This is a genomic window from Bacillus sp. FSL M8-0256, from assembly GCF_038005765.1.
GTDB lineage: Bacteria > Bacillota > Bacilli > Bacillales > Bacillaceae > Bacillus > Bacillus safensis.
On the sequence record NZ_JBBOTU010000001.1, the window covers coordinates 1,949,826 to 1,970,858 of the forward strand.

17 protein-coding genes are annotated in these 21,033 nt (G+C 44.6%); 6 read left to right on the forward strand and 11 right to left on the reverse strand.

What is annotated here, in order from left to right:
• Nucleotides 1–21 precede the first annotated feature (21 nt).
• Nucleotides 22–1,740, forward strand: coding sequence for an assimilatory sulfite reductase (NADPH) hemoprotein subunit (gene cysI, locus NSQ76_RS09835; protein ID WP_341053539.1), 1,719 nt, complete (start codon nucleotides 22–24; stop codon nucleotides 1,738–1,740).
• A gap of 28 nt (nucleotides 1,741–1,768) precedes the next feature.
• Here the strand turns inward: cysI and NSQ76_RS09840 are convergent, their stop codons facing one another.
• The 10 genes from NSQ76_RS09840 to NSQ76_RS09885 all read right to left on the reverse strand — a co-directional run bounded on the left by NSQ76_RS09840 (nucleotide 1,769) and on the right by NSQ76_RS09885 (nucleotide 13,875).
• Nucleotides 1,769–3,703 carry an AMP-binding protein gene (locus NSQ76_RS09840; protein ID WP_341053542.1) on the reverse strand — a complete coding sequence of 645 codons (1,935 nt, stop codon included), beginning with the start codon at nucleotides 3,701–3,703 and terminating at the stop codon, nucleotides 1,769–1,771.
• Between the two features lie 13 nt (nucleotides 3,704–3,716).
• Complete coding sequence (locus NSQ76_RS09845) at nucleotides 3,717–5,240, reverse strand: acyl-CoA carboxylase subunit beta (protein WP_034624346.1); 1,524 nt, start codon at nucleotides 5,238–5,240, stop codon at nucleotides 3,717–3,719.
• A gap of 18 nt (nucleotides 5,241–5,258) precedes the next feature.
• Nucleotides 5,259–6,041, reverse strand: a complete 783-nt coding sequence (locus tag NSQ76_RS09850; protein WP_341053547.1) for an enoyl-CoA hydratase — start codon at nucleotides 6,039–6,041, stop codon at nucleotides 5,259–5,261.
• 12 nt (nucleotides 6,042–6,053) lie between these two features.
• On the reverse strand, nucleotides 6,054–6,962 hold the full coding sequence (locus tag NSQ76_RS09855) for a hydroxymethylglutaryl-CoA lyase (RefSeq protein ID WP_341053550.1): 909 nt from the start codon (nucleotides 6,960–6,962) through the stop codon (nucleotides 6,054–6,056).
• Between the two features lie 11 nt (nucleotides 6,963–6,973).
• The gene (locus NSQ76_RS09860; RefSeq protein ID WP_024425681.1) at nucleotides 6,974–7,189 is read right to left on the reverse strand and encodes an acetyl-CoA carboxylase biotin carboxyl carrier protein subunit; all 216 of its coding nucleotides are present in this window, start codon (nucleotides 7,187–7,189) and stop codon (nucleotides 6,974–6,976) included.
• Nucleotides 7,186–8,535: an acetyl-CoA carboxylase biotin carboxylase subunit gene (locus tag NSQ76_RS09865; protein WP_268423565.1), complete on the reverse strand. Its 1,350-nt coding sequence runs from the start codon at nucleotides 8,533–8,535 to the stop codon at nucleotides 7,186–7,188. Before NSQ76_RS09865 ends, NSQ76_RS09860 begins: the two co-directional genes overlap by 4 nt.
• Before the next feature lie 8 nt (nucleotides 8,536–8,543).
• Nucleotides 8,544–10,181 carry an AMP-binding protein gene (locus NSQ76_RS09870; RefSeq protein ID WP_111927474.1) on the reverse strand — a complete coding sequence of 546 codons (1,638 nt, stop codon included), beginning with the start codon at nucleotides 10,179–10,181 and terminating at the stop codon, nucleotides 8,544–8,546.
• Nucleotides 10,182–10,223: 42 nt separating this feature from the next.
• Nucleotides 10,224–11,366, reverse strand: a complete 1,143-nt coding sequence (locus NSQ76_RS09875) for an acyl-CoA dehydrogenase family protein (protein ID WP_034624340.1) — start codon at nucleotides 11,364–11,366, stop codon at nucleotides 10,224–10,226.
• Between the two features lie 136 nt (nucleotides 11,367–11,502).
• Nucleotides 11,503–13,044 (reverse strand): glycoside hydrolase family 10 protein, encoded by a 1,542-nt coding sequence (locus NSQ76_RS09880; RefSeq protein ID WP_341053558.1) that lies wholly within the window; start codon nucleotides 13,042–13,044, stop codon nucleotides 11,503–11,505.
• A 24-nt stretch (nucleotides 13,045–13,068) separates the two neighbouring features.
• Nucleotides 13,069–13,875 carry a tyrosine-protein phosphatase gene (locus tag NSQ76_RS09885; protein WP_025093168.1) on the reverse strand — a complete coding sequence of 269 codons (807 nt, stop codon included), beginning with the start codon at nucleotides 13,873–13,875 and terminating at the stop codon, nucleotides 13,069–13,071.
• A 150-nt stretch (nucleotides 13,876–14,025) separates the two neighbouring features.
• Between NSQ76_RS09885 and NSQ76_RS09890 the strand changes: the two genes are divergently transcribed.
• Nucleotides 14,026–14,790, forward strand: coding sequence for a DeoR/GlpR family DNA-binding transcription regulator (locus tag NSQ76_RS09890; RefSeq protein ID WP_070325915.1), 765 nt, complete (start codon nucleotides 14,026–14,028; stop codon nucleotides 14,788–14,790).
• Between the two features lie 17 nt (nucleotides 14,791–14,807).
• Here the strand turns inward: NSQ76_RS09890 and NSQ76_RS09895 are convergent, their stop codons facing one another.
• On the reverse strand, nucleotides 14,808–15,386 hold the full coding sequence (locus NSQ76_RS09895) for a branched-chain amino acid aminotransferase (protein ID WP_341053561.1): 579 nt from the start codon (nucleotides 15,384–15,386) through the stop codon (nucleotides 14,808–14,810).
• Nucleotides 15,387–15,511: 125 nt separating this feature from the next.
• Here NSQ76_RS09895 and NSQ76_RS09900 point away from each other — a divergent pair, with 125 nt between their 5' ends.
• The 4 genes from NSQ76_RS09900 (at nucleotide 15,512) to NSQ76_RS09915 (ending at nucleotide 21,027) form a co-directional block, all read left to right on the forward strand.
• On the forward strand, nucleotides 15,512–16,645 hold the full coding sequence (locus NSQ76_RS09900; RefSeq protein WP_341053563.1) for a CdaR family transcriptional regulator: 1,134 nt from the start codon (nucleotides 15,512–15,514) through the stop codon (nucleotides 16,643–16,645).
• A gap of 78 nt (nucleotides 16,646–16,723) precedes the next feature.
• Nucleotides 16,724–18,133 (forward strand): glycolate oxidase subunit GlcD, encoded by a 1,410-nt coding sequence (gene glcD / locus NSQ76_RS09905; RefSeq protein ID WP_025093166.1) that lies wholly within the window; start codon nucleotides 16,724–16,726, stop codon nucleotides 18,131–18,133.
• On the forward strand, nucleotides 18,130–19,470 hold the full coding sequence (locus tag NSQ76_RS09910) for a (Fe-S)-binding protein (RefSeq protein WP_341053568.1): 1,341 nt from the start codon (nucleotides 18,130–18,132) through the stop codon (nucleotides 19,468–19,470). The genes glcD and NSQ76_RS09910 overlap by 4 nt, the downstream gene beginning before the upstream one ends.
• Before the next feature lie 72 nt (nucleotides 19,471–19,542).
• On the forward strand, nucleotides 19,543–21,027 hold the full coding sequence (locus tag NSQ76_RS09915; protein ID WP_151039967.1) for a spore germination protein: 1,485 nt from the start codon (nucleotides 19,543–19,545) through the stop codon (nucleotides 21,025–21,027).
• Nucleotides 21,028–21,033 lie beyond the last annotated feature (6 nt).

Here is a 21,033-nt window from a genome sequence, read left to right on the forward strand (position 1 = left end):
AAGAAAGGAGCTTTTACTTACATGGTGAAGACAGCATTAACAGCGCCGGATGGACCTCCGAGCGACGTAGAGGAAATCAAAGAAAAAAGTGATTATTTACGGGGTACATTAAAAGAAGTGATGCTTGATCCGATTTCAGCGGGTATTCCTGATGATGACAACCGCCTGATGAAGCATCACGGCAGTTATTTACAAGATGATCGTGACCTGAGAAATGAACGGCAGAAACAAAAGCTTGAGCCTGCCTATCAATTTATGCTGCGCGTCCGCCTGCCTGGCGGAATCGCCACATCCAAGCAGTGGCTTGTGATGGATGAGCTTGCTCATAAATACGGAAACGGTACGTTAAAGCTGACAACTCGTGAAACCTTTCAGCTTCACGGTATTTTAAAATGGAACATGAAAAAAACCATTCAAGACATCCATTCCACTATGCTTGATACGATCGCTGCTTGCGGCGATGTGAACCGTAATGTCATGTGTACGTCAAACCCCTATCAATCAGAAGTGCACCATGATGTATACGAGCTCGCCAAAAAATTAAGTGATGACCTGCTTCCGCAAACAAGAGCGTATCATGAAATTTGGCTTGATGAGGAAAAGGTAGCGGCAACGCCTGATACAGAGGTTGAACCGATGTATGGTCCACTTTATTTGCCGAGAAAATTCAAGATTGGTGTGGCGGTCCCTCCTGCTAACGATATTGATGTTTTTTCGCAAGATTTAGGCTTCATTGCGATTATTGAAAATGATCAATTAGTCGGCTTTAATGTCGCGATTGGCGGTGGAATGGGCATGACTCATGGTGATACAGCGACTTATCCTCAGCTCGCAAAAGTAATTGGCTTTTGTACGCCGGAACAAGTTGTAGAGATTGCCAAAAAAGTGATCACCATTCAGCGTGACTATGGAAACCGTTCGGTGAGAAAAAATGCCCGCTTTAAATATACAGTGGACCGCCTCGGTCTTGAGAATGTAAAAGAAGAGCTGGAACGCCGCCTTGGTTTTTCCCTATTAGACGCAAGAGATTATCATTTTGACCATAATGGTGACCGCTATGGCTGGGTAAAAGGCATCAATGGCAGATGGCATTATACGATGTTTGTAGAAGGCGGCCGGATCACTGATTACGATGATTATCCGCTAATGACGGGCATTCGTGAAATCGCAAAAATTCATACAGGTGACTTCCGCTTAACAGCGAATCAAAATTTAATGATTGGAAATGTCACATCTCATAAAAAGAAACAAATCGAGCAGCTCATTCAGAAGTTCGGTTTATCAGATGGCCAGCAGCACTCTGCACTGCGCCGCAGTTCAATGGCCTGTGTTTCTCTTCCAACATGCGGCTTAGCAATGGCAGAAGCAGAACGCTACCTTCCGCGTTTGATTGACAAAATTGAAGAGATTGTCGAAGAAAACGGCTTAAGTGATAAAGAAATCACGATTCGAATGACAGGATGTCCAAATGGATGTGCCCGTCATGCGCTTGGTGAAATTGGCTTTATCGGGAAATCACCTGGCAAATACAACATGTATCTTGGCGCTGCGTTTGATGGCAGCAGATTAAGTAAACTGTACCGAGAAAATGTAGGAGAAGAAGACATTTTAAACGAGCTTGGCTCGCTTCTCCCCCGCTATGCAAAAGAACGCAAGGAGCATGAACATTTCGGTGATTTTGTGATTCGGGCAGGTATTGTAAAAGAAACAACAGATGGCACGAATTTTCATGTGCAATAAAAAGACAGGACGCTCTCCTGTCTTTTTTTTATGGACTTTGTTTTCTTTTCAAGTATTCGCAAATGCTGTTATGCACATCAGGATTATCTAGAGACGAAAGATCTGGTGAAGGCTGCTGTTCATAAGCTCCTTTTAATAAACGCCGGACGATTTTTCCGTTTCTAGTTTTCGGTAAAGCTGAAATGAGATGAATTTCCTTTGGTGTGAGCGCTTTTCCCGCATATGAACCAACATGTATTTTGAGCTCTTGAATGAGTGCTGCTTCTTCAAAAGTCTGTGAACTGGCCACAATGAAACAAACTAGTGCTTCTCCCTTCACCTCATCCTTTACTCCAATCACAGCAGCCTCATGTACGGCTGGATGCCCGACAAGAATGGATTCAATTTCAGCTGGACCAATGCGTTTACCTGCTGTATTAATGACATCATCCGATCTGCCCGTGATATGGAATGCGCCATCCTCTGATTGCATCACCCAATCACCGTGCGTCCACACCCCATCAAATCGTTTAAAATAGGTGTCTTCATATCGCTTCGGATCTTTCCAAAACCCACATGTCATGCCGACCCACGGCTTTTTCACAACAAGCTCCCCTACCTCATTCAGAACGCTCTCTCCTGCCTCATTATACACATCTGCCGCCATTCCTAAGATGGCCGCATTAAAAAGGATCGGTTTGATTGGACGAAGCAGCGTACTTCCTACAATACCGCCAGAAACCTCTGTTCCCCCTGAGTAATTTAAGATTGGAATGTGCTTTTGACCAATGGTGTCAAAAAGCCATTGCCATGGTGCTTCATTCCACGGTTCACCTGTAGATATGATGGCTTTCACATGCGGCAGCTCAATGTCTGAAAGGTTTTGCTGCATCGCAGATCGAACAAAAGTAGGTGAAAGTCCAAAATGGGTGACTTTTTGCTCGTGGATGAATGACCAAAGGTGCTGTTCATCTGGATAATCGGGGGCGCCGTCATATAAAACAATTGCAGCTCCATTGATCAAGCCGCCAAAGACGAGAAAGGGCCCCATCATCCATCCCATGTCTGTGAGCCAAAACAAACGATCTCCTTTTGCAACGTCCATACAAAGACCGGCATCAAAAGCCGCTTTTACAGGAAAGCCTGCGTGTGTATGAACAGCCCCTTTTGGTGTACCGGTTGTTCCAGACGTGTATAAGATCATAAGTGGATCTTCATTTGAAAGATAAGTCGTTTTACTCAGTGGTTCCTCTTTTAACAAATCGTTTAGCTGAATATCCTCTTTATATCCAGTAGAAGAGGAAGCATGTACAATGACTGTTTGGACAGTCTTGGTTTTGTCGATCGCTTCTGCCGCACATTCACGCATGTTGATCGTCTTTCCCCGGCGCGTCACGCTTGAGCCTGTGACGACAATGGTTGCACCTGATGCACGAATACGTACGGCAAGAGGCTCGCTTCCATAGCCAGAAAAAACCGGGCTAAAGATGACACCAATCTTTGCAAAGGCAAGCATGACAGCAGCCGTTTCCGGAAGCATCGGCATATAAATGACCGCTACATCCCCTTTTTGTATTCCCTTCTTCAAAAAACCAGCAGCGAGACGATTGACCTTTTCTTGAAGTTCGAGGAACGACCATCTTCTCTCTTCTCCCGCTTCATTTCTCCACATCACAGCTGGTTGATGCTGGGTTTCTTCATTCTCTGCCCATTTGTCAACAGCCGTTTCGACCACGTTGAGCCGGCCGCCTTTATACCAATTGGGCCACATGAATGAATTTTGGCCTAATGCGGCTTCATACGGCTTCTTCCACACGATGCCGACCGCCTTTTCGGCTTCTCTCCAAAACCAATCGGTCCGCTCGATACTAGCTTGATAGAACGCATCATAAGTAGAAAAACCAAGTGAATGCATCCATTTGTAAAGGCGTGTTTGTTTCATCATCTGCTCTTCGGGTATCCACGCTGGTTTTAGGTTCATCATGAGGCCGCCCCCTTTAGACCGGATAAACCGGGTGTTTTCGTCTTGTAAATGTCATCTCTTTAGAGGTATAGGCTTGTAATCTATGACAAAGCTCATCTCGCAAATGGTCAAATGGGATGACACCATCGACAATCATTTCAGAGGCAAGCTCATATATATTCATATCTTCCTGGTATTCCTTGCGTTTCTCTTGAATAAATGCTGCTCTTTCCTCAGCAGGCAGTTCGGCAATTTTATTCGCATAGACAGCATTTACAGCGGCTTCTGGCCCCATGACAGCAATTTGTGCTGATGGAAGTGCGAGACAGCAGTCCGGTTCAAAGGCCGGTCCTGCCATTGCATATAAACCTGCACCATATGCTTTACGAACAATGACGGATATTTTCGGAACGGTTGCCTCTGACATGGCGGAGATCATCTTCGCCCCGTGCCTGATAATACCTGCTTGTTCCACTTTTGTTCCGATCATAAACCCCGGTATATCTGCAAGGAAAAGGAGTGGAATATGAAAGGCGTCACATAGCTGAATAAATTTGGCGGCTTTGTCGGCTGAGTCATGGAATAAAACACCGCCTTTTACCCTCGGCTGGTTGGCAATAAGACCGACAGGCTGACCATTCATGCGGCCAAAGCCTGTGATCAATTCTGCGGCAAACAGCTTTTTGATTTCAAAAAATGACCCTTCATCAATGAGTAAATCAATGAGCTGATACATATCAAAAGGGGTATTTTGCCCTTTAGGAATGAGGTCTTGGATGGTGATCTCTGATGGTTTAGGTGCGATTGCGGCTGCCCGTTTTGGTTTTTCTGTATAGTTGGCAGGCATGTAAGTTAAATAAGTGCGGGCGATTTGAATGGCTTCTTCCTCTGTTTTTGCTAATATATCGCCGCATCCAGAAATGCTGCAATGCATTTTTGCCCCGCCCATTTCTTCAAGTGATACTTTCTCTCCAATGACCATTTCGGCCATTCGCGGTGAGCCTAAGTACATTGAGGCATTCCCTTCGACCATGACGACGATGTCACAAAAAGCAGGAATGTAAGCACCTCCGGCTGCCGAAGGACCAAATAGTAAACAAATTTGCGGAATACGTCCAGACAGCTTCACCTGGTTATAAAAAATGCGGCCTGCACCCCTTCTGCCTGGAAACATAGCGATTTGATCGGTGATTCTAGCACCCGCAGAGTCAACTAAATACAGCATTGGGCAGTTGAGCTTTTCGGCTGTTTCCTGGATTCTAATGATTTTTTCTACCGTTTTGACGCCCCATGATCCTGCCTTGACGGTAGAATCATTTGCCATAACGCAAACAGTCTGCCCATTCATCCGCCCTGTCCCTGTGACAACACCATCTGCTGGTAAATGTTCATTTTGACACTCGGCAAACATGGCATCCTCAATGAAAGAATCCTCATCTAATAACAACTGGAGGCGGTCACGGACAAACAATTTTCCTTTTTCTTTGTTTTTTTGATGGTATCGGTCTGCCCCGCCTTTCAGAATCTGCCGTTTTTTTAGTTCATATCCTTCGATCATACCCATTCCCCTTTCTTGCTACCTGCCTCTGTATTGAGGCGTTCGTTTTTCTTGGAAGGCTCGAAGACCTTCCGTTCGATCTTCTGTCTCAATGAGCCGTAGATACGCTTCGTATTCCTTTGTCAAACCTGTATGCAAATCGTGATCAAGGCTTGATTGAATCGCTTGTTTCGCTTCTTTTAAGGCAAGCGGGCCATTTTTGATGATTTGTTTTGCAAGAGAGATGGCATCGTTCATGAGGGAATCTGCTACAGAGATATGCTCAATCAGCCCGATTTGAATGGCTTCTTCTGCTTGTATTGATGCGCCTGTGAAAATAAGTTCTTTTGCTTTACCGAGTCCAATGAGGCGCGGAAGGCGCTGCGTCCCTCCGGCTCCTGGTATGATAGCTAGTCCTGTTTCTGGCAGGCCGAGTCTTGCTCCGGCTCGTGCAATGCGGAGATCACAAGCGAGCGCGAGCTCAAGTCCTCCGCCTAGTGCGTGTCCGTTCATCACTGCAATGACAGGTACAGGAATAGATTCAATCTCGATAAAGGTTTGCTGAATCGAAAGAACAGCGCCTTTTGCTTCTGCTTCTGTCATCAATCGTCGTTCTTTTAAATCTGCTCCAGCACAAAAGACTTTTGAACCGGCTCCTGAAATGAGAAGACAGCGAATGCTTTCATCATGTTTGATTTCTTGAATGATTTGATTGATCTCCTCCAGCATTGGAGCAGATAGGGAATTCGCTTGTTCTGGCCTGTTTAAGGTCATGATGCCGATCTGTTCATCTTGTATTGAAAAATGGACCAATGATGTCATGTTATTCATCCTTTATGAAGTAGTCTGAGAGTGAAAAGCGCGTAAACAGTGACTAGGCAGGGTTCGATCTACTTTTGCTTCAATCCATTCTGCCGCTTTAATTAATGCAGGAAGGTGAATATTTGTCTCAATTCCTAGTTTTTGAAGCATATGCACCACATCTTCTGTCGCCACATTTCCGCTGGAACCAGGTGCATAGGGACATCCGCCAAGCCCGCCGCTGGAGGAGTCAAATATGGTGATCCCTGCTTTTAATGCCGTATAAATATTCGCAAGAGCCATCCCCTTCGTATCATGAAAATGAAGAGCGATTTTATCAGCAGGAAAACGTTCGAGTAAAATGTCTAAGCGTCTTTCTACTTGAAGCGGATGGGCTTCACCGATGGTGTCACCGAGAGATATTTCATCAATGCCATAAGAAAGCAAAATATTCGTTAGCCGGAGGACTTGATCCATTGGCACTTGTTTTTCATATGGGCAGCCAAACACGGTGGAAATATACGCGCGTGTGTTTTTTCCTGCTGCTTTTAAATCAGCTGTCATTTGTTTGATAACAGGAAGTGTTTCGTGGATGGATTGATTCATATTTTTCTTGTTATGTGTTTCACTCGAAGAGATGAACATAGCGCCTGTGTCAAGATTGGCTTCAAAAAAATGAGCTAAGCCTTTTTCATTGGGAATGAGTGCTGCATAGGTGATGTCGTCTTTTTTGTTAAAGGATTGGGTGAGTTCTTTGGCATCTTTTAAGGCTGGAACCCATTTAGGATGAACAAATGATGTGACTTCAATATAAGGGAGCTGGGCTGCTGCGAGCAGATCAATCCACGTTCGCTTCTCGCCTGTGTCCAGCCAGACTGATTCATTTTGCAGTCCGTCCCGCGGGCCGACCTCCCTGATAAGCACACTCTTTGGTAATGCCATCTGGCTCCCTCCTATTCTGATAGTTCTAAAAGAACCTCTCCTTCATCGACAAACTCTCCCTCTGCCTTATACACTTTACTGATGATCCCGCCCTCTTCAGCAACGATCGGAATCTCCATTTTCATTGATTCTAAGATGGCAACCTCCTGTCCTTTTTGCACTTCATCGCCTTGTTTCACAAGAAGCTTCCACAAGTTTCCGGCCATTTGAATTGTGACAGTTTTCATGAACGGTTTTCCTCCCTTTTTTTCATGAGAAAATCGGTGGTGATGCTGCCTTGTAAGAAAGCAGAAGATCCGGCCATTTCCCTTAAAAGCGGTAAGTTGGTTTTGATCCCTTCTATTTCATATGCTTGTAATGCCCCTTTTAATCGTTCTATTGCAAGTTTTCGTGTATCACCGTAAACGATCATTTTCGCAATCATTGGATCGTAAAAAGGGGTAATGATGCTTCCATTTGTCACGCTTGACTCATGACGGATATACGGAGCTTCAGGTGTGGAAAGCCGAGTGATCGTTCCTGGTGATGGATAAAAGGTGACGGGATCTTCCGCATAAATTCTAACCTCGATGGCATGGCCGATTTGATGAATATCCTCCTGATTAAAGGAAAGCGGCTCACATGCAGCGATTTTCAGCTGTTCCTCGACAAGGTCAATGCCTGTAATTTCTTCTGTGACAGGGTGTTCTACTTGTAATCTTGTGTTCATTTCTAGGAAATAAAATTGTTGATGCTGATCGACTAAACATTCAATCGTTCCTGCATTTTCATACCCAATCGCTTTGGCTGCTTTGACGGCCATCTCCCCCATCTGATGTCTCACCGATTCATCGAGACAGACGGCTGGTGCTTCTTCAATGATTTTTTGATGTCTTCGCTGGAGTGAACAGTCGCGCTCAAATAAGTGAACCCCATGGCCGAAGGAATCAAAAAGGACCTGAATTTCAATGTGCCGAGCGTTTTCAATGACCTTTTCCATATACAGCGTCCCATCGTTGAAAAAGCTTTGCGCTCTTTTTTGATTCCCTTCAAAAGCCCTGTACAGCTCCTCGTCATTTTGCACGAGCTGCATGCCAATTCCTCCGCCCCCGCTTGATGCCTTGAGCATAATCGGATAACCGAGTGACTGCGCTTGACTGACCCCTTCTTCTGCATCATGCAGCGGAGCTGAAACGCCTGGTACAATGGGGATACCTGCTTGAGCCATCGTTTTTCTTGCTTCAATTTTATTCCCCATTCGCTGAATGACTTGTGCGGATGGGCCAATAAAGGCGATTCCTTCGCTGCGGCAGCGTTCTGCAAAGGCTGCATTTTCTGATAAGAGGCCATATCCTGGGTGGATGGCATCTGTATGTGTCTGTTTGGCTACACGAATGATGGCTTCCATGTTTAAATAGCTTTCAGATACTTTCGCGCCTCCAATCAGATAGGCGCTGTCTGCTTCTTGCACATGAAGTGCATGCTGATCTGCTTCTGAATAAACGGCAACGGTGTGGATCCCGAGCCTTTTACACGTTCGAATAATTCGCCGGGCAATTTCGCCTCGATTTGCAATCAGTACTTTTAGAAACATCACTGCCTTCACTCCTTTATTAGATCAAGCGCCTGCTTTTTCAGACGAAATTTTTGAATCTTCCCTGATGCGGTCATCGGATACTCGTCAGTGATGAAAAAATATTTAGGAATTTTATAGCGTGCCATTTGCGACTGACAATAGCTGGTGAGTGTCTCAATTGTCACCGTCCTACCTTTTTTAAGCCGAATGAATGCGGCGGCTTCTTCTCCATACGTCTCGTCAGGTATACCAACGACCTGTGCATCAAGAATATCCGGATGAGTATAAAGAACATCCTCAATCTCTTTTGGATAAACATTCTCCCCGCCTCTAATGATCATATCTTTCAGCCGTCCTGTGATTTTCACATAGCCGTCCTCATCCATCTCTGCTAAATCACCCGTATGAAGCCAGCCGTCCTGGTCAATCACTTCATTTGTGGCTTCTTCATTTTTATAGTAGCCTTTCATCACATGATAGCCTCTTGTACACAGCTCTCCTTGTTCTCCTCTTGGTACTTCCTCCGGCGTGCCTGGAACGGTGATTTTCACTTCAATGTGAGGAAGCGCCCGGCCGACCGTTTGAACCCGCCTTTCAAATGAATCATCCGTTCTTGTTTGGGTAATGACAGGAGAGCTTTCGGTCTGGCCGTAAGCAATCGTGAGCTCCTTCAGTCCCATTTGTTCAATGACGGCTTTCATCACATGGGATGGGCAAAGAGATCCTGCCATAATGCCCGTTCGTAATGTGGACAGATCGTATTGGTGAAAATTCGGATGGTCGAGCTCTGCAATGAACATTGTCGGGACGCCGTGAAGGACGGTGCACTTCTCTTTTTCTACGGTTTGAAGAACTCGCTCTGGGTGGAAGGATTCAATTGGAATGATCGTTCCTCCTTTTGTGAGACATGCAAGCACGCCAAGGACGGATCCAAAGCAATGAAAGAAAGGAACAGGGATACACATTCGGTCCTTTTGGGTGAGCTTCATACAATCTGCGATTTGGCTGGCATTGCAGACAATGTTTGTATGGCTGAGCATGACTCCTTTTGGATAGCCGGTTGTGCCTGAGGTATATTGCATATTAATGACGTCATCCGGTGCAAGCTCATCCATTCGTTTCTCCCACTCATGATCCTCTGTTCTTTTGGCAGCTGCTTGAATACTGTTCCAGCTGCGCATGCCCTTTGGCGTGTGCTCACCTATATAGACGACACTTTTTAAATAAGGAAAAGATGAGGATGTGATCTCTCCTTGATGAGCGTTTTGAAGCTCCGGTATGAGTTCATCAAGCATTTTGACATAGGATGTCTCTTTGAACCCGTCTACGATAAACAGCATGCTGCTATCAGAGTGCTTGAGTAAATAAGCGAGTTCTTGTGATTGAAAGTTTGTATTCACGGTGACAAGAACGGCTCCAATCGACGCGCAGGCGAATTGCAGCATGAGCCATTCGGGTACATTGGGCGCCATGATGGCGATATGATCCCCTTTTTGAACCCCTAATGCCATAAGACCTTTTCCGGTTTCCTTGACTTCTCGATAAAACGCTTCATATGAATAACGTAAAGAACGTTCTGGATACACAATGGCTTCATGTCCTGGATGCTGCTCCCTTTTCTCTTTTAATAACGAGCCGATTGTCTGTGGATGAATCGACATCATGGCTTTCCTCCTCCATTGATGGTAAGCGTTTTCATTATCGGATTACGCTAACAGTTGTCTTGCGATGACTAGACGCTGAATTTCAGAGGTCCCTTCTCCAATTTCCATTAGCTTGGCATCTCTCACAAGCCGTTCTACACCACATTCTTTCATGTAGCCTGTTCCCCCGTGGATTTGAACAGCATCAAGACTTGCTTTTGTCGCCATTTCAGAAGCGAAGAGTTTGGCATAGGCAGCTTCTTTTGTAAACGGCTTGCCGTGATCTTTCAGCCAAGCGGCTTTCCAAACCATTTGTCTAGCGAGCTCTATTTGCATCGCCATATCTGCCAGCTTAAATTGAATCGCTTGGAAGGAAGAAAGGGTCTGCCCAAATTGCTTTCTTTCTTTTGCATGCGAGAGCGAAGCATCTAGTGCAGCTTGTGCGATGCCAACTGATAACGCAGCAATTGAAATGCGCCCCCCGTCTAATGTATATAAAAATTGCTTAAAGCCTTTCGCTGGGTCTCCTAAAATATTCTGGGCTGGTACACGTACACCGTCTAAAATGATTTCTGCTGTATCTGAACCGCGCACGCCCATTTTGTCATATGGATTTGTAATGGTCAGCCCTTTTTGCCCTTTCTCCACAATGAAGGCGGAGATGATCGGGCGGCCGTTTTCATCTTGATCCGAGACAGCAGTGACGATAATGGTTCTGGCAAAATTGGCGTTTGTGATCCAGCACTTTTCCCCGCTAATGACATACTCTTGTCCGTCTTTGACTGCTTTTGTTTTCGTCCCTTTTGCATCTGACCCTGCATTTGGTTCTGTTAATCCGAAGGAACCAAGTGCTGTTCCAGAAGCCAGCGGGACAAGGTGGTCCATCTTTTGTTCCTCTGTACCAAAGTAATAAAGCGGGCTTGCGCCTAAGGAGACGGCTGCGGCATAGCTAAGACCTGTACTGGCACACTGTTTTCCGATTTCTTCTACAGCGAGTGCATATGATATCGTATCTCCTCCTGAGCCGCCGTATTTCTCTGGAAAGGGGATGCCCATAAAGCCGAGCTCCCCCATTTTTTGAAACGTTTTGGCTGGGAATACGGCCTGTTTATCAATGGTTTGAGCGAGTGGTGCAATTTCTGCTTTGGCGAAATCTTTGACCATCTGGCGGATCATTTGTTGTTCTTTCGTTAATTCAAAATCCATCTTGCTTCCCCCTTTAGCTCTTTTCTATCATATTTATTAATCAAGCAGCTGCTTCATGCCAAGCTTGATTGAATTCAGAAAATTAAAAAATAGAAAAAAAGCATGAACGAAGAAAATCTCACTCATGCTTTTTCTGTTATTTCACTATTTTTGTAGAAGGCTTGCTTTCGTGATGAAGACGATTCAGAGCCGTAATCTTGTAAGTATCCATTTTCTTTTGATTGACTGGGAGGTCTTTAATCGTTGTTATGGCGCCTTTTTCTTTTCTAACCGTTTGCAGCAATTCATATGTTCCTTTATTTGTTAATCGATAGACCGCATAATAGGATACGGTAGAATGCGGATCATTTTTGATTTGTAAAGCCGCACCATCCGATGTCTTTTTCACAGATTGAATGATTGGTTTTTTAGGTGCTTTCTGATGAAGCCAAGGCATTTCTGGAATGAGAGCTGGTTTGCTGTATGACTCTTCTATCAATCGATCCTTTACATTCAAAGGGTTGCGATTGAGATCCTTCAGGCTGAAATGCATGCTTCCCTGCACAAGCTGTGACTGCCTGTTCAGCTCAATCTGCCTAAAATATTCTTCCGGGTCAGACCAAGCAGGGTCACTGTTTTGATTAATTTTATATGCCGCCTGCCCAATGTACAGGTGAACCGGCTCCCCTTTGACCTCATTTGACCACCATTTCGTCAGCACTTCATAAGCGGCAGCTTGAAAGCCGATGCTCCAGTAAATTTGCGGAGTAACATAATCAATATCGTGCTGCTGAATCCACTCTCTTGTATCAGCATACAAATCATCGTAGTTGGTCATTCCTGCAGTGGTGTTTGAACCAGTCGGGTCATCTTTTATGTTGCGCCATACACCGAACGGACTAATACCAAATTTCACATACGGTTTTTCTTTCTTAATGGTGTCATTGATTTGCTTCACCAGCTGATTCACATTATCTCTTCGCCAATCTTCTATATGAGTAAATGCTTTTTTTCCATATGTTTCATACGTTTCTTGATCTGGAAATGGTACACCGGCTATTTTATATGGATAAAAATAATCATCCATATGCACTGCATCAATATCGTAGTTTTTCACAACTTCTTCTATACCGCCGATAATGAAGTCCTGAGTTTCAGGAATACCAGGATTGTAATAAAGCTGATTACCATACGCAATCGTCCAATCAGGATGTTGTCTTGCAGGGTGATCGGCAGACAAACGGCTGAGATCAGTATGATTCATTGTGATTCGGTAAGGGTTAAACCAAGCGTGAAATTCAAGGCCGCGTTTATGAGCTTCTTCGATCATAAACTCAAGCGGATCGTACCCCGGATCTTTCCCTTGTGTTCCAGTCAAATATTCTGACCACGGCCCGTATGCTGAAGGATAAAAGGCATCTGCTGTTGGTTTAATTTGCATAATGACGGCATTCATATTCATCGCTTTGATTTCGTCTAATAAACGAATAAACTCTTGCTTCTGCTCTGCTACGGGCAGCCCCTTCTTTGAGGGCCAATCTAAGTTATAAACAGATGCAATCCATACCGCGCGCATCTCTCTTGTGCTCTCAAGCTTCCCTTTTGGCACTGCACGAGCTGCTAGACTGCTAGAAGGAATCAATAAAAATACAAACATCAACATCAGTGTTAAAACTGTCATACTGATCTTTTTCAGCATGTTTTGCATCACCTCATCTTAAGTTTATTCCGCTTTTTGTGATGGAATGCCAGCAGATGGTGTAAGCAGAATGTTTTTCATTTCATTGAGCTGAGCTTCAGGGACTTTGCAGGCTTCAATTAAATACCGCTCTGCACTCCCGTATGTCTCCAGCATTTCGTGCAGCACATCTTCAAGATAATCTTGCTGCACACCGACAAGCGGCTGAATTTGTTCTTTTGACACCCGGTATAAACTCATCAATCGGACAAATCGTTCCTGCCTTCTGACGAGCATTTGGACGCCTTCATTGGAACGCATGTATTCACTTAAAACGACAGCCTGCGGTACACCTGCCACCAACTGAATCAGGGCAGATAAAAAACCTGTACGGTCCTTGCCACTCGTGCAGTGAAGCATCAGCGGGTAATGGCTTTGATCTGAAAGCAGTGTGAACAGCTGCCGAATCTCTTCTTTACGCTCTGTCAGCATGCTTTGATATAACTCTTTCATGATCGGTGTAAATGAGAGAGACTTCCCTTCTGTTACCAGCATACGAAACATGGTCCATTTACTTGGCATCTTACTGTCAGGCTGCATCGGAATATGGACGATTTTGTCGTGTTCCTTGATCTTTGGCGGATGTGATTTACGTTCTGAGGCTGTACGGAGGTCACAAACGGTTTGAATTCCGAGTGCTGAGAATATCTCGATGTCTTGTTTCGACAAACGGGATAAGTCTGCGGATCGATAAATCATTCCCTGTTTGATCACCATCCCATCTGTTGTTTGAAGCCCCCCTACTTCTCTAAAATTCGCAAGCTTTGAAAATGGGTTGTTTGATTGATTCATAGAAGTGAAAGTTCCTTTCTGGTTTCTTTCTTTTTTCTATCATACGCTTTTATATCAAAGGAGAAAAGAGAATCAATTGACCTAATCCATGTAAGAGAATTTATTGGTATAATGGAAAAAGGACATTCGGATTGATTGGAGATATGAAGTATGATAAAAACAAAACGGATTCAGCAAATCAAAGAGTATGTGTTTGACCGGGAATCTGCCTCACTTGATGAGCTTGTGGCGCATTTTGGTGTCTCAAAAAACACGATACGCCGAGATGTACAGGCATTGGTCGAGTCCGGCGTGCTCAAAAAAGTGTATGGCGGAGTGGCTGTGAACCACTCAACGTTAGTGGTGTATCAGGAGCGAAAGATCCGTCAGCTCAGTAAAAAGCAATTGATCGGTCAGACGGCTGCCGCTTTTGTGGAAAACGGGGATATGATTTTTATTGATTCTGGTACGACAACGCTTGAGATGCTCCCCTATTTGACGGAGAAACAGGTGACCATTGTGACCAATAATGTGGATTTCATTACACAGGCGATGCCTTATGAAAATCTCACCATCTTTTCCACTGGCGGGATGCTTGAAAGAAAAACGAATTCTTTCGTTGGTTATCAAAGTGTTGAGCGCTTGAAAGCTTACAATGTCAATAAAGCCTTTATCGCATCAACTGGTTTATCCATTGATCACGGAGTCACGAATTCGTCTCCGCTTGAAACCGATATTAAAAAGACGCTTGTTCAAAAAAGTGCCAAAACCTTTTTATTAGTGGATGATAGCAAATTCGATCATTACGCCTTGACCACGTTTTGTGATTTGCACGAGATTGATATCGTCGTGACCAATCAGGAGCCAAATGAAGATTATCTTCAATATGGAAAAGAGCATGATGTACGGTTTGTCACACCTTCATCAAATGAATAGATGGACAAAAAAACGGCTCAGGAATTTGAGCCGTTTTTTGATTCATTGATTTCAAGCTGTATGATCATATGGAATAAAAATCGATACACGGCCGAGATGACGTCAATGAAAGCCGTATCTTCGTGGATATCCTCAAGCTCAAGAAGCTGCAAATTCACATCAAATAAGCCATCTTGTCCATTAAATTGAAGCTGAGCACCATTTAATGGCGATAGCATGTCCTTTAGAATATTCGTGTCTTTTTTAGGACGTTTTAAACCGAATAGGACGGTATACGTTTGAAACACTTCATCCCATTCAATGGCCAAGCCACCCACTTTCACGACATCAAACCACTTGGATTCGATATAAATGAATTCTTTTTGATGTTTTTTCACATATGTAAGCGGTGTGTTTAGAAATGAGGCGTTTTCTGTTTGAATCATGTTCTCTGATTCCTTGTCTACACGCTCTATATATACATCGCCAAAACGGGCTTCTTCTTTTATTCTCGCCCCTTCTAATGTCCAATTGCGGCGCGCCGCTTCATCATATTCAAAGTCGGTCAGCGCCTGTCCTTCTTTCAGTAAGTCTTGTAAGCGATTTTGCAGTGACATGGCTATGTCTCCTTTCTTCTCCTTCATGTGTGTTTATTATTTTAGCATAACTCATGAAAAGAAAGATATGTCCCAGCATATGATGGTATGATAGTGTCAAAAGAAACATCTCGGAGGGGTACGTTTTGCTCACAATGACACTGGCAGAAAAAATCGTAGATGAGGTTAAAAAGGTGCTGACTGAGGAAATCATCATCGCACAAACAAACGGCACCATCATTGCAGCAACAGATCCAGCGCGCGTTGGACAATTTCATGAAGGAGCGTATCTGACATCTGTTGAAGGACAGAAACGAATTCTCACAAAGGATGACCAGCAGCACATGAAAGGCGTCAAAGCTGGCATCAATCTGCCTATTTATTTTAAGCAAGAGGTCATCGGGGTCATTGGAATGACAGGATATCCTGTACATGTGTCTCCTTTTGGCGAAATATTAAGAAAAATGACCGAGCTGCTTATTCATGAACATGAATTTTTTCAAGAAACTGAAACGGATGAACGTCAGCTCGAAGCGTTTGTATTCGACTGGCTTCATCTGCCAGAGACAGCGATTGATCTCACTGAAAAAGCGTCGCGGCTTCAGCTTGATATCAACAAGGAGCGCGCAGTTGTTCTGATCGATTGTCAGGATGAATCGTTTATGAAGCAAAATCAATACAAAGAATTGAAGGAAACGCTGCATCTCAACAGCCAGGAGATCATCGTCCGCTGGGGGCATGGCCGCTTTTTACTCATGCTGCAAACAACAGCAGATGATCGTAAAGCCCTGCAGCAGCGCCTGTTTCACATCCATGCCTCCCTTACGGCGCGGAGCTCTCCCGGGGTTTTGATTGGGGCGGGAAAACCAGCAGCTGCTCATTTGATGAAGCAATCGTTTCAACAAGCCTTTCGAGCATTAAAAATGGCACATGCTGATACGCCGATTGTATTTGATGAAGATTTAACGCTCGAACTTTTTATGGAGGAAGTAAGTCAGGAAACAAAAGAAGTGTTTCTTGATCGAACGATCGCCCCTCTTCTTCCCTATCCTGAATTAGTGAAAACATTGCGGGTACTCATGACCTCAGATTGTTCATTGAAATATACCGCAGAAGCGATGCATGTCCATATCAATACACTGCATTACAGGCTAAAACGAATCCAAGATTTAACGACACTTGATCCAAAGCGCATGCAAGATGCCATGCTCTTTTATTTAGCCTTCATGCTATTAGATGATGATCCAAAAAAACGAAGTGAACAGCCCGATATTTTGTAGAATCGTCCATAGGCATGAGGCGATTCTTTTTTTATACTGAAAGAAACGATACGTCTCATCAATAGGAGTTGAATGCGTATGTTACATTCTGAATTTTTAAATCAATTAAAAAAGATTGTTGGCGCGTCTTACGTGCAGGACAGTAAAGCCGATCGGCTTGCCTACTCTTATGATGCAACACCAAATTTTCAGCATATGCCAGATGTCATCGTAAGCCCGCATACGGCTGAGGAAATCCAGCAAATTGTCCGGCTCTGCGCCTCATATAACATACCGATCGTGCCAAGAGGATCAGGAACGAACCTTTGTGCAGGCACATGTCCCACTCAAGGCGGACTTGTGCTGCTGTTTACAAGAATGAACCAATTAATAGAAATAGATGAAGAAAACCTGACAGCAACGGTGCAGCCTGGATTGATCACACAGGAACTCATTCACCAAGTAGAGGCGAAAGGCCTCTTCTATCCACCTGATCCAAGCTCTATGAAAATCTCTACATTAGGCGGAAATATTAATGAAAATTCAGGTGGTCTAAGGGGGTTAAAGTATGGAGTGACGAGAGATTATGTCCTTGGACTTGAAGTCGTTCTGCCAAACGGTGACATCATCAAAACAGGCGGAAAGCTTGCAAAGGACGTGGCCGGGTATGATATGACCCGTTTGTTCGTAGGTTCAGAAGGAACGCTCGGGATTGTCACTGAAGCCACGCTGAAGCTTTTGCCGCTTCCAGAAACAAAACAAACGATGCTTTGCTTATATGAAAGTTTAGAGGAAGCCGCCGCTTCAGTGTCGGCGATTATTGCAGAGCGTATCATCCCCGCCACATTAGAATTTATGGATCAGCCGACTCTGGAAGTCGTTGAAGACTTTGCAAAAATCGGTTTGCCGACTGACGTTCAAGCGGTGCTGTTAATCGAACAAGACGGCCATCCTGAAGCGGTTGCCCGTGATATGCAGCGCATCGCAAAAGTGTGTCAGCAGCATGGTGCAAAAGAAGTGAATATCGCACATTCTGAAGAAGAGGCAAATGCACTTTTAACAGCGAGACGATCCGCTTTATCTGCCCTCGCCCGCTTAAGCCCGACGACCATTTTAGAAGATGCCACAGTTCCCCGGTCTGAAATTGCCAGCATGGTGCGGGCGATCGAAGACATTGCGAAGCAGTACAAAGTGAAAATCTGTACATTTGGTCATGCAGGTGATGGCAATTTGCATCCTACTTGTGCAACAGATGCAAGAAATGAAGAAGAAATGAAACGGGTGGAAGAAGCCTTTCAGGCCATTTTTGAAAAAGCAGTCTCACTTGGCGGCACCATTACGGGTGAACATGGCGTGGGTCTTATGAAAGCTCCTTACTTAGAACTGAAGGTTAAAAAAGAAGGCATTGCGGCAATGAAAGCGATCAAACATGCGCTAGACCCGGAAAATATCATGAACCCTGATAAAGTGTTCGGAAAAGCCGCAAGAAAGCGGGTGGTGGTCTCATGAGTTCTAAACAAACAGAGATTCAGCAAGCATTTCAGCAGCAAATGGACGAAAAAGAGCTGCTCAATTGCATGCGCTGCGGATTCTGCCTTCCTTCCTGCCCTACTTATATTGAATCTGGTCAACAAGAAACACACTCTCCCCGCGGCCGAATTGCTTTAATGAAGGCGGTGAGAGACGGCGTCATTGAGCCAGATGAAGATGTCGAGCATTCACTGAATCTTTGTCTTGGCTGCCGTGCATGTGAACCGGTCTGCCCTTCCGGCGTTAAATATGGACGGTTACTTGAAGATGCAAGAGACATCATTCAGCAGCACAAAAAACAATCCATCCCTGTCAAACTTGTAAGACGTGTCGTGTTTAAAGGTCTTTTTCCTTCACAAAGCCGAATGCGGAAAGCAGCAGGCCTTCTTCGCTTTTATCAAACATCTGGTCTGCAAACGGCTGCCCGTAAAACTGGCATGCTGAAGGTGCTTCCACCGCACTTACGCCTGATGGAACAGGCGCTTCCAAAGGTGCCGCGTCAACGAAAAAGCCGTTTGACGGAATACAAAGCCGCCGGCCCAGCGAGAAAACGGGTCGCCTTTTTTACTGGCTGTTTAATGGACACCGTTTTTTCCAGCACAAACGAAGCGACCATCCAGCTTTTGCAGCTGGCAGGCTGTGACGTCATCGTCCCTCCTATTCAGACGTGCTGCGGAGCGCTCCATGGCCATAGCGGTGAAAAAGAACAAGCGAAACAGTTAGCAAAGCGGAATATTGAAGCGTTTGAAGAGATAGATGCGGATGCCATAGTCATGAATGCAGGCGGTTGTGGCGCTTTTTTAAGTGATTATGATCATTTGCTTTGTGATGATCCGGATTTTCAAAAGCGAAGTGAAGCTTTCTCAAAGAAAATCATGGATATATCAGACATTTTAGTGGAGCTGGAATTTCACCGCCGCATGCCGCTTGCTTTGCCAGAGCAGGTCATCACCTATCAGGATTCTTGTCATTTGCGGAACGGAATGGGTGTACAGCATGCACCAAGGGTGCTGATGAAGGCCATTCAAGGTGTATCATTTAAAGAAATGAAGGATTCGGGCCGGTGCTGCGGCTCAGCTGGCATTTTCAACATCTTGCAGCCAAAGATGTCGATGCAAATCTTAGATCATAAAATGACAGAAGCCACTCAAACAAAGGCCGCTGCCATCGTTACGTCTAATCCAGGCTGTCAGCTGCAAATGGCAGCAGGCATCAAACGCTCAGGGCACTCACCGAGCATGCGTGCCGTCCATCTAGCTGATTTATTATTAGAAGCCGTTCTATATGGAAAAAAAGCGTCCAGCCCATCAAGCTGAACGCTTTTTTCATGCATATCTTTAGACAATCGGTTAGATAATAGAGGCAAATCGCCGAAGGAGCTGGTCCAAATGCTGAAGAAAAACAAACAACAAAAGGACCCGAATTCAGTATTTGAAGCATTGTCACGTTCTGCTGATTTTACAAATGAGCTGTCTCGAAATGGAGACTTTCTGTATAGGATTTCCTTTTTTCGTTCATTGATTAATGGACATCTTCTACACGAACAAATTCTCCCCTCCCTCAAACAACTGCACCTGTCACCCACTCTTGAAGAGCTGAAAGAACGAATTCCCATTGAGAAGGCTGTCATCACGAGCGATCTTCAAAAAGTGCAAGAAGCCCTTCACCGGGGCAGCATTGCGATTAGACTTGAGACAGACTGGGGTAAAACGCTTCTCTTGCCGATTGAAGAAAAGAAAGGCAGACAAATAGGTCCGCCTGAAATTGAATTTGGGATTATCAGTGCACAGGAAGCATTTGTGGAGGTTTTAGATACCAATTTAAATTTGGTCAGACGGCGGCTGCCGACGCCTAACCTGAAAGTTGAGGAAAAGACGGTTGGTACGCTCTCTCAAACAAAAGTTGCCGTGTTATATATTGAAGAAATCGCCAACCCGGAAAACATCGAAACGGTTCTTCAGCGAATTGAGGACGTTGATTATGATCAGATTTTAGATGCGAATTACCTCGCTCAAATGCTTTATGATGTATCCAATACGATCTTTCCGTTGTTTTTGAATACAGAAAGACCCGACCGCGTGTCTTCAGGCTTATCAGAAGGGAAAATTGCCATATTAGTGGATGGTTCGCCTCATGTCTTGCTTGCCCCAACTATTTTACTTGAGTATTTTTCCACGATGGAAGACTACAATATGTCATGGATTGCGGCTTCTTGCTTTAGGCTGTTACGCATATTTGCTGTGATATTTTCCATTTTTGCGACACCTTTATATGTCGCCGTTTTAACCTTTCATTATGAGCTGATCCCAAAGGATTTATTAGAAACCATTGTCTCCTCGCGCTATCTTGTGCCATTTCCTCCGATCATTGAGGCACTATTTTTAGAGATTTCGATTGAATTACTAAGAGAAGCAGGTTCAAGGCTCCCAGCTAAAGTCGGTCAGACGCTCGGGATTGTTGGAGGGATTGTCATTGGACAGGCTGCTGTAGCAGCAGGCTTAACGAGCAATATTTTACTCATTATTGTTGCCCTGTCTGCTCTCGCCTCATTTGTCACGCCTATATACAAAATGGGCAGTACCATTCGGCTGCTGAGATTTCCTTTTTTAGTTGCAGCACAGGTTTGGGGCGCATTAGGTATTGCTGTGATGGGATCTTTTCTGCTCACCCATTTAATGAAATTAACTTCAATTGGCCGGCCGTATTTAGAGCCTATTTTTCCAATGCGCCTTGCTGATTTAAAGGGCAGTTTGATTCGTCCTCAGCTCCGTTTTTTGAACAAAAGGCCGGAAAATTTACGTCCGCAAAATGAAACCATCCATCGCTCTAAGCCGAAGCAAGGCCACAAGGGGAAAAATGATTTTTATGAATAAGGAAGT

Excerpts from the sequence above, each read along its gene's own strand:
- cysI (WP_341053539.1), top strand. The coding sequence starts at position 22 with ATGGTGAAGACAGCATTAACAGCGCCGGATGGACCTCCGAGCGACGTA.
- NSQ76_RS09840 (WP_341053542.1), bottom strand. The coding sequence starts at position 3,703 with ATGATGAACCTAAAACCAGCGTGGATACCCGAAGAGCAGATGATGAAA.
- NSQ76_RS09845 (WP_034624346.1), bottom strand. The coding sequence starts at position 5,240 with ATGATCGAAGGATATGAACTAAAAAAACGGCAGATTCTGAAAGGCGGG.
- NSQ76_RS09850 (WP_341053547.1), bottom strand. The coding sequence starts at position 6,041 with ATGACATCATTGGTCCATTTTTCAATACAAGATGAACAGATCGGCATC.
- NSQ76_RS09855 (WP_341053550.1), bottom strand. The coding sequence starts at position 6,962 with ATGGCATTACCAAAGAGTGTGCTTATCAGGGAGGTCGGCCCGCGGGAC.
- NSQ76_RS09860 (WP_024425681.1), bottom strand. The coding sequence starts at position 7,189 with ATGAAAACTGTCACAATTCAAATGGCCGGAAACTTGTGGAAGCTTCTT.
- NSQ76_RS09865 (WP_268423565.1), bottom strand. The coding sequence starts at position 8,535 with ATGTTTCTAAAAGTACTGATTGCAAATCGAGGCGAAATTGCCCGGCGA.
- NSQ76_RS09870 (WP_111927474.1), bottom strand. The coding sequence starts at position 10,181 with ATGATGTCGATTCATCCACAGACAATCGGCTCGTTATTAAAAGAGAAA.
- NSQ76_RS09875 (WP_034624340.1), bottom strand. The coding sequence starts at position 11,366 with ATGGATTTTGAATTAACGAAAGAACAACAAATGATCCGCCAGATGGTC.
- NSQ76_RS09880 (WP_341053558.1), bottom strand. The coding sequence starts at position 13,044 with ATGCTGAAAAAGATCAGTATGACAGTTTTAACACTGATGTTGATGTTT.
- NSQ76_RS09885 (WP_025093168.1), bottom strand. The coding sequence starts at position 13,875 with ATGAATCAATCAAACAACCCATTTTCAAAGCTTGCGAATTTTAGAGAA.
- NSQ76_RS09890 (WP_070325915.1), top strand. The coding sequence starts at position 14,026 with ATGATAAAAACAAAACGGATTCAGCAAATCAAAGAGTATGTGTTTGAC.
- NSQ76_RS09895 (WP_341053561.1), bottom strand. The coding sequence starts at position 15,386 with ATGTCACTGCAAAATCGCTTACAAGACTTACTGAAAGAAGGACAGGCG.
- glcD (WP_025093166.1), top strand. The coding sequence starts at position 16,724 with ATGTTACATTCTGAATTTTTAAATCAATTAAAAAAGATTGTTGGCGCG.
- NSQ76_RS09910 (WP_341053568.1), top strand. The coding sequence starts at position 18,130 with ATGAGTTCTAAACAAACAGAGATTCAGCAAGCATTTCAGCAGCAAATG.
- NSQ76_RS09915 (WP_151039967.1), top strand. The coding sequence starts at position 19,543 with ATGCTGAAGAAAAACAAACAACAAAAGGACCCGAATTCAGTATTTGAA.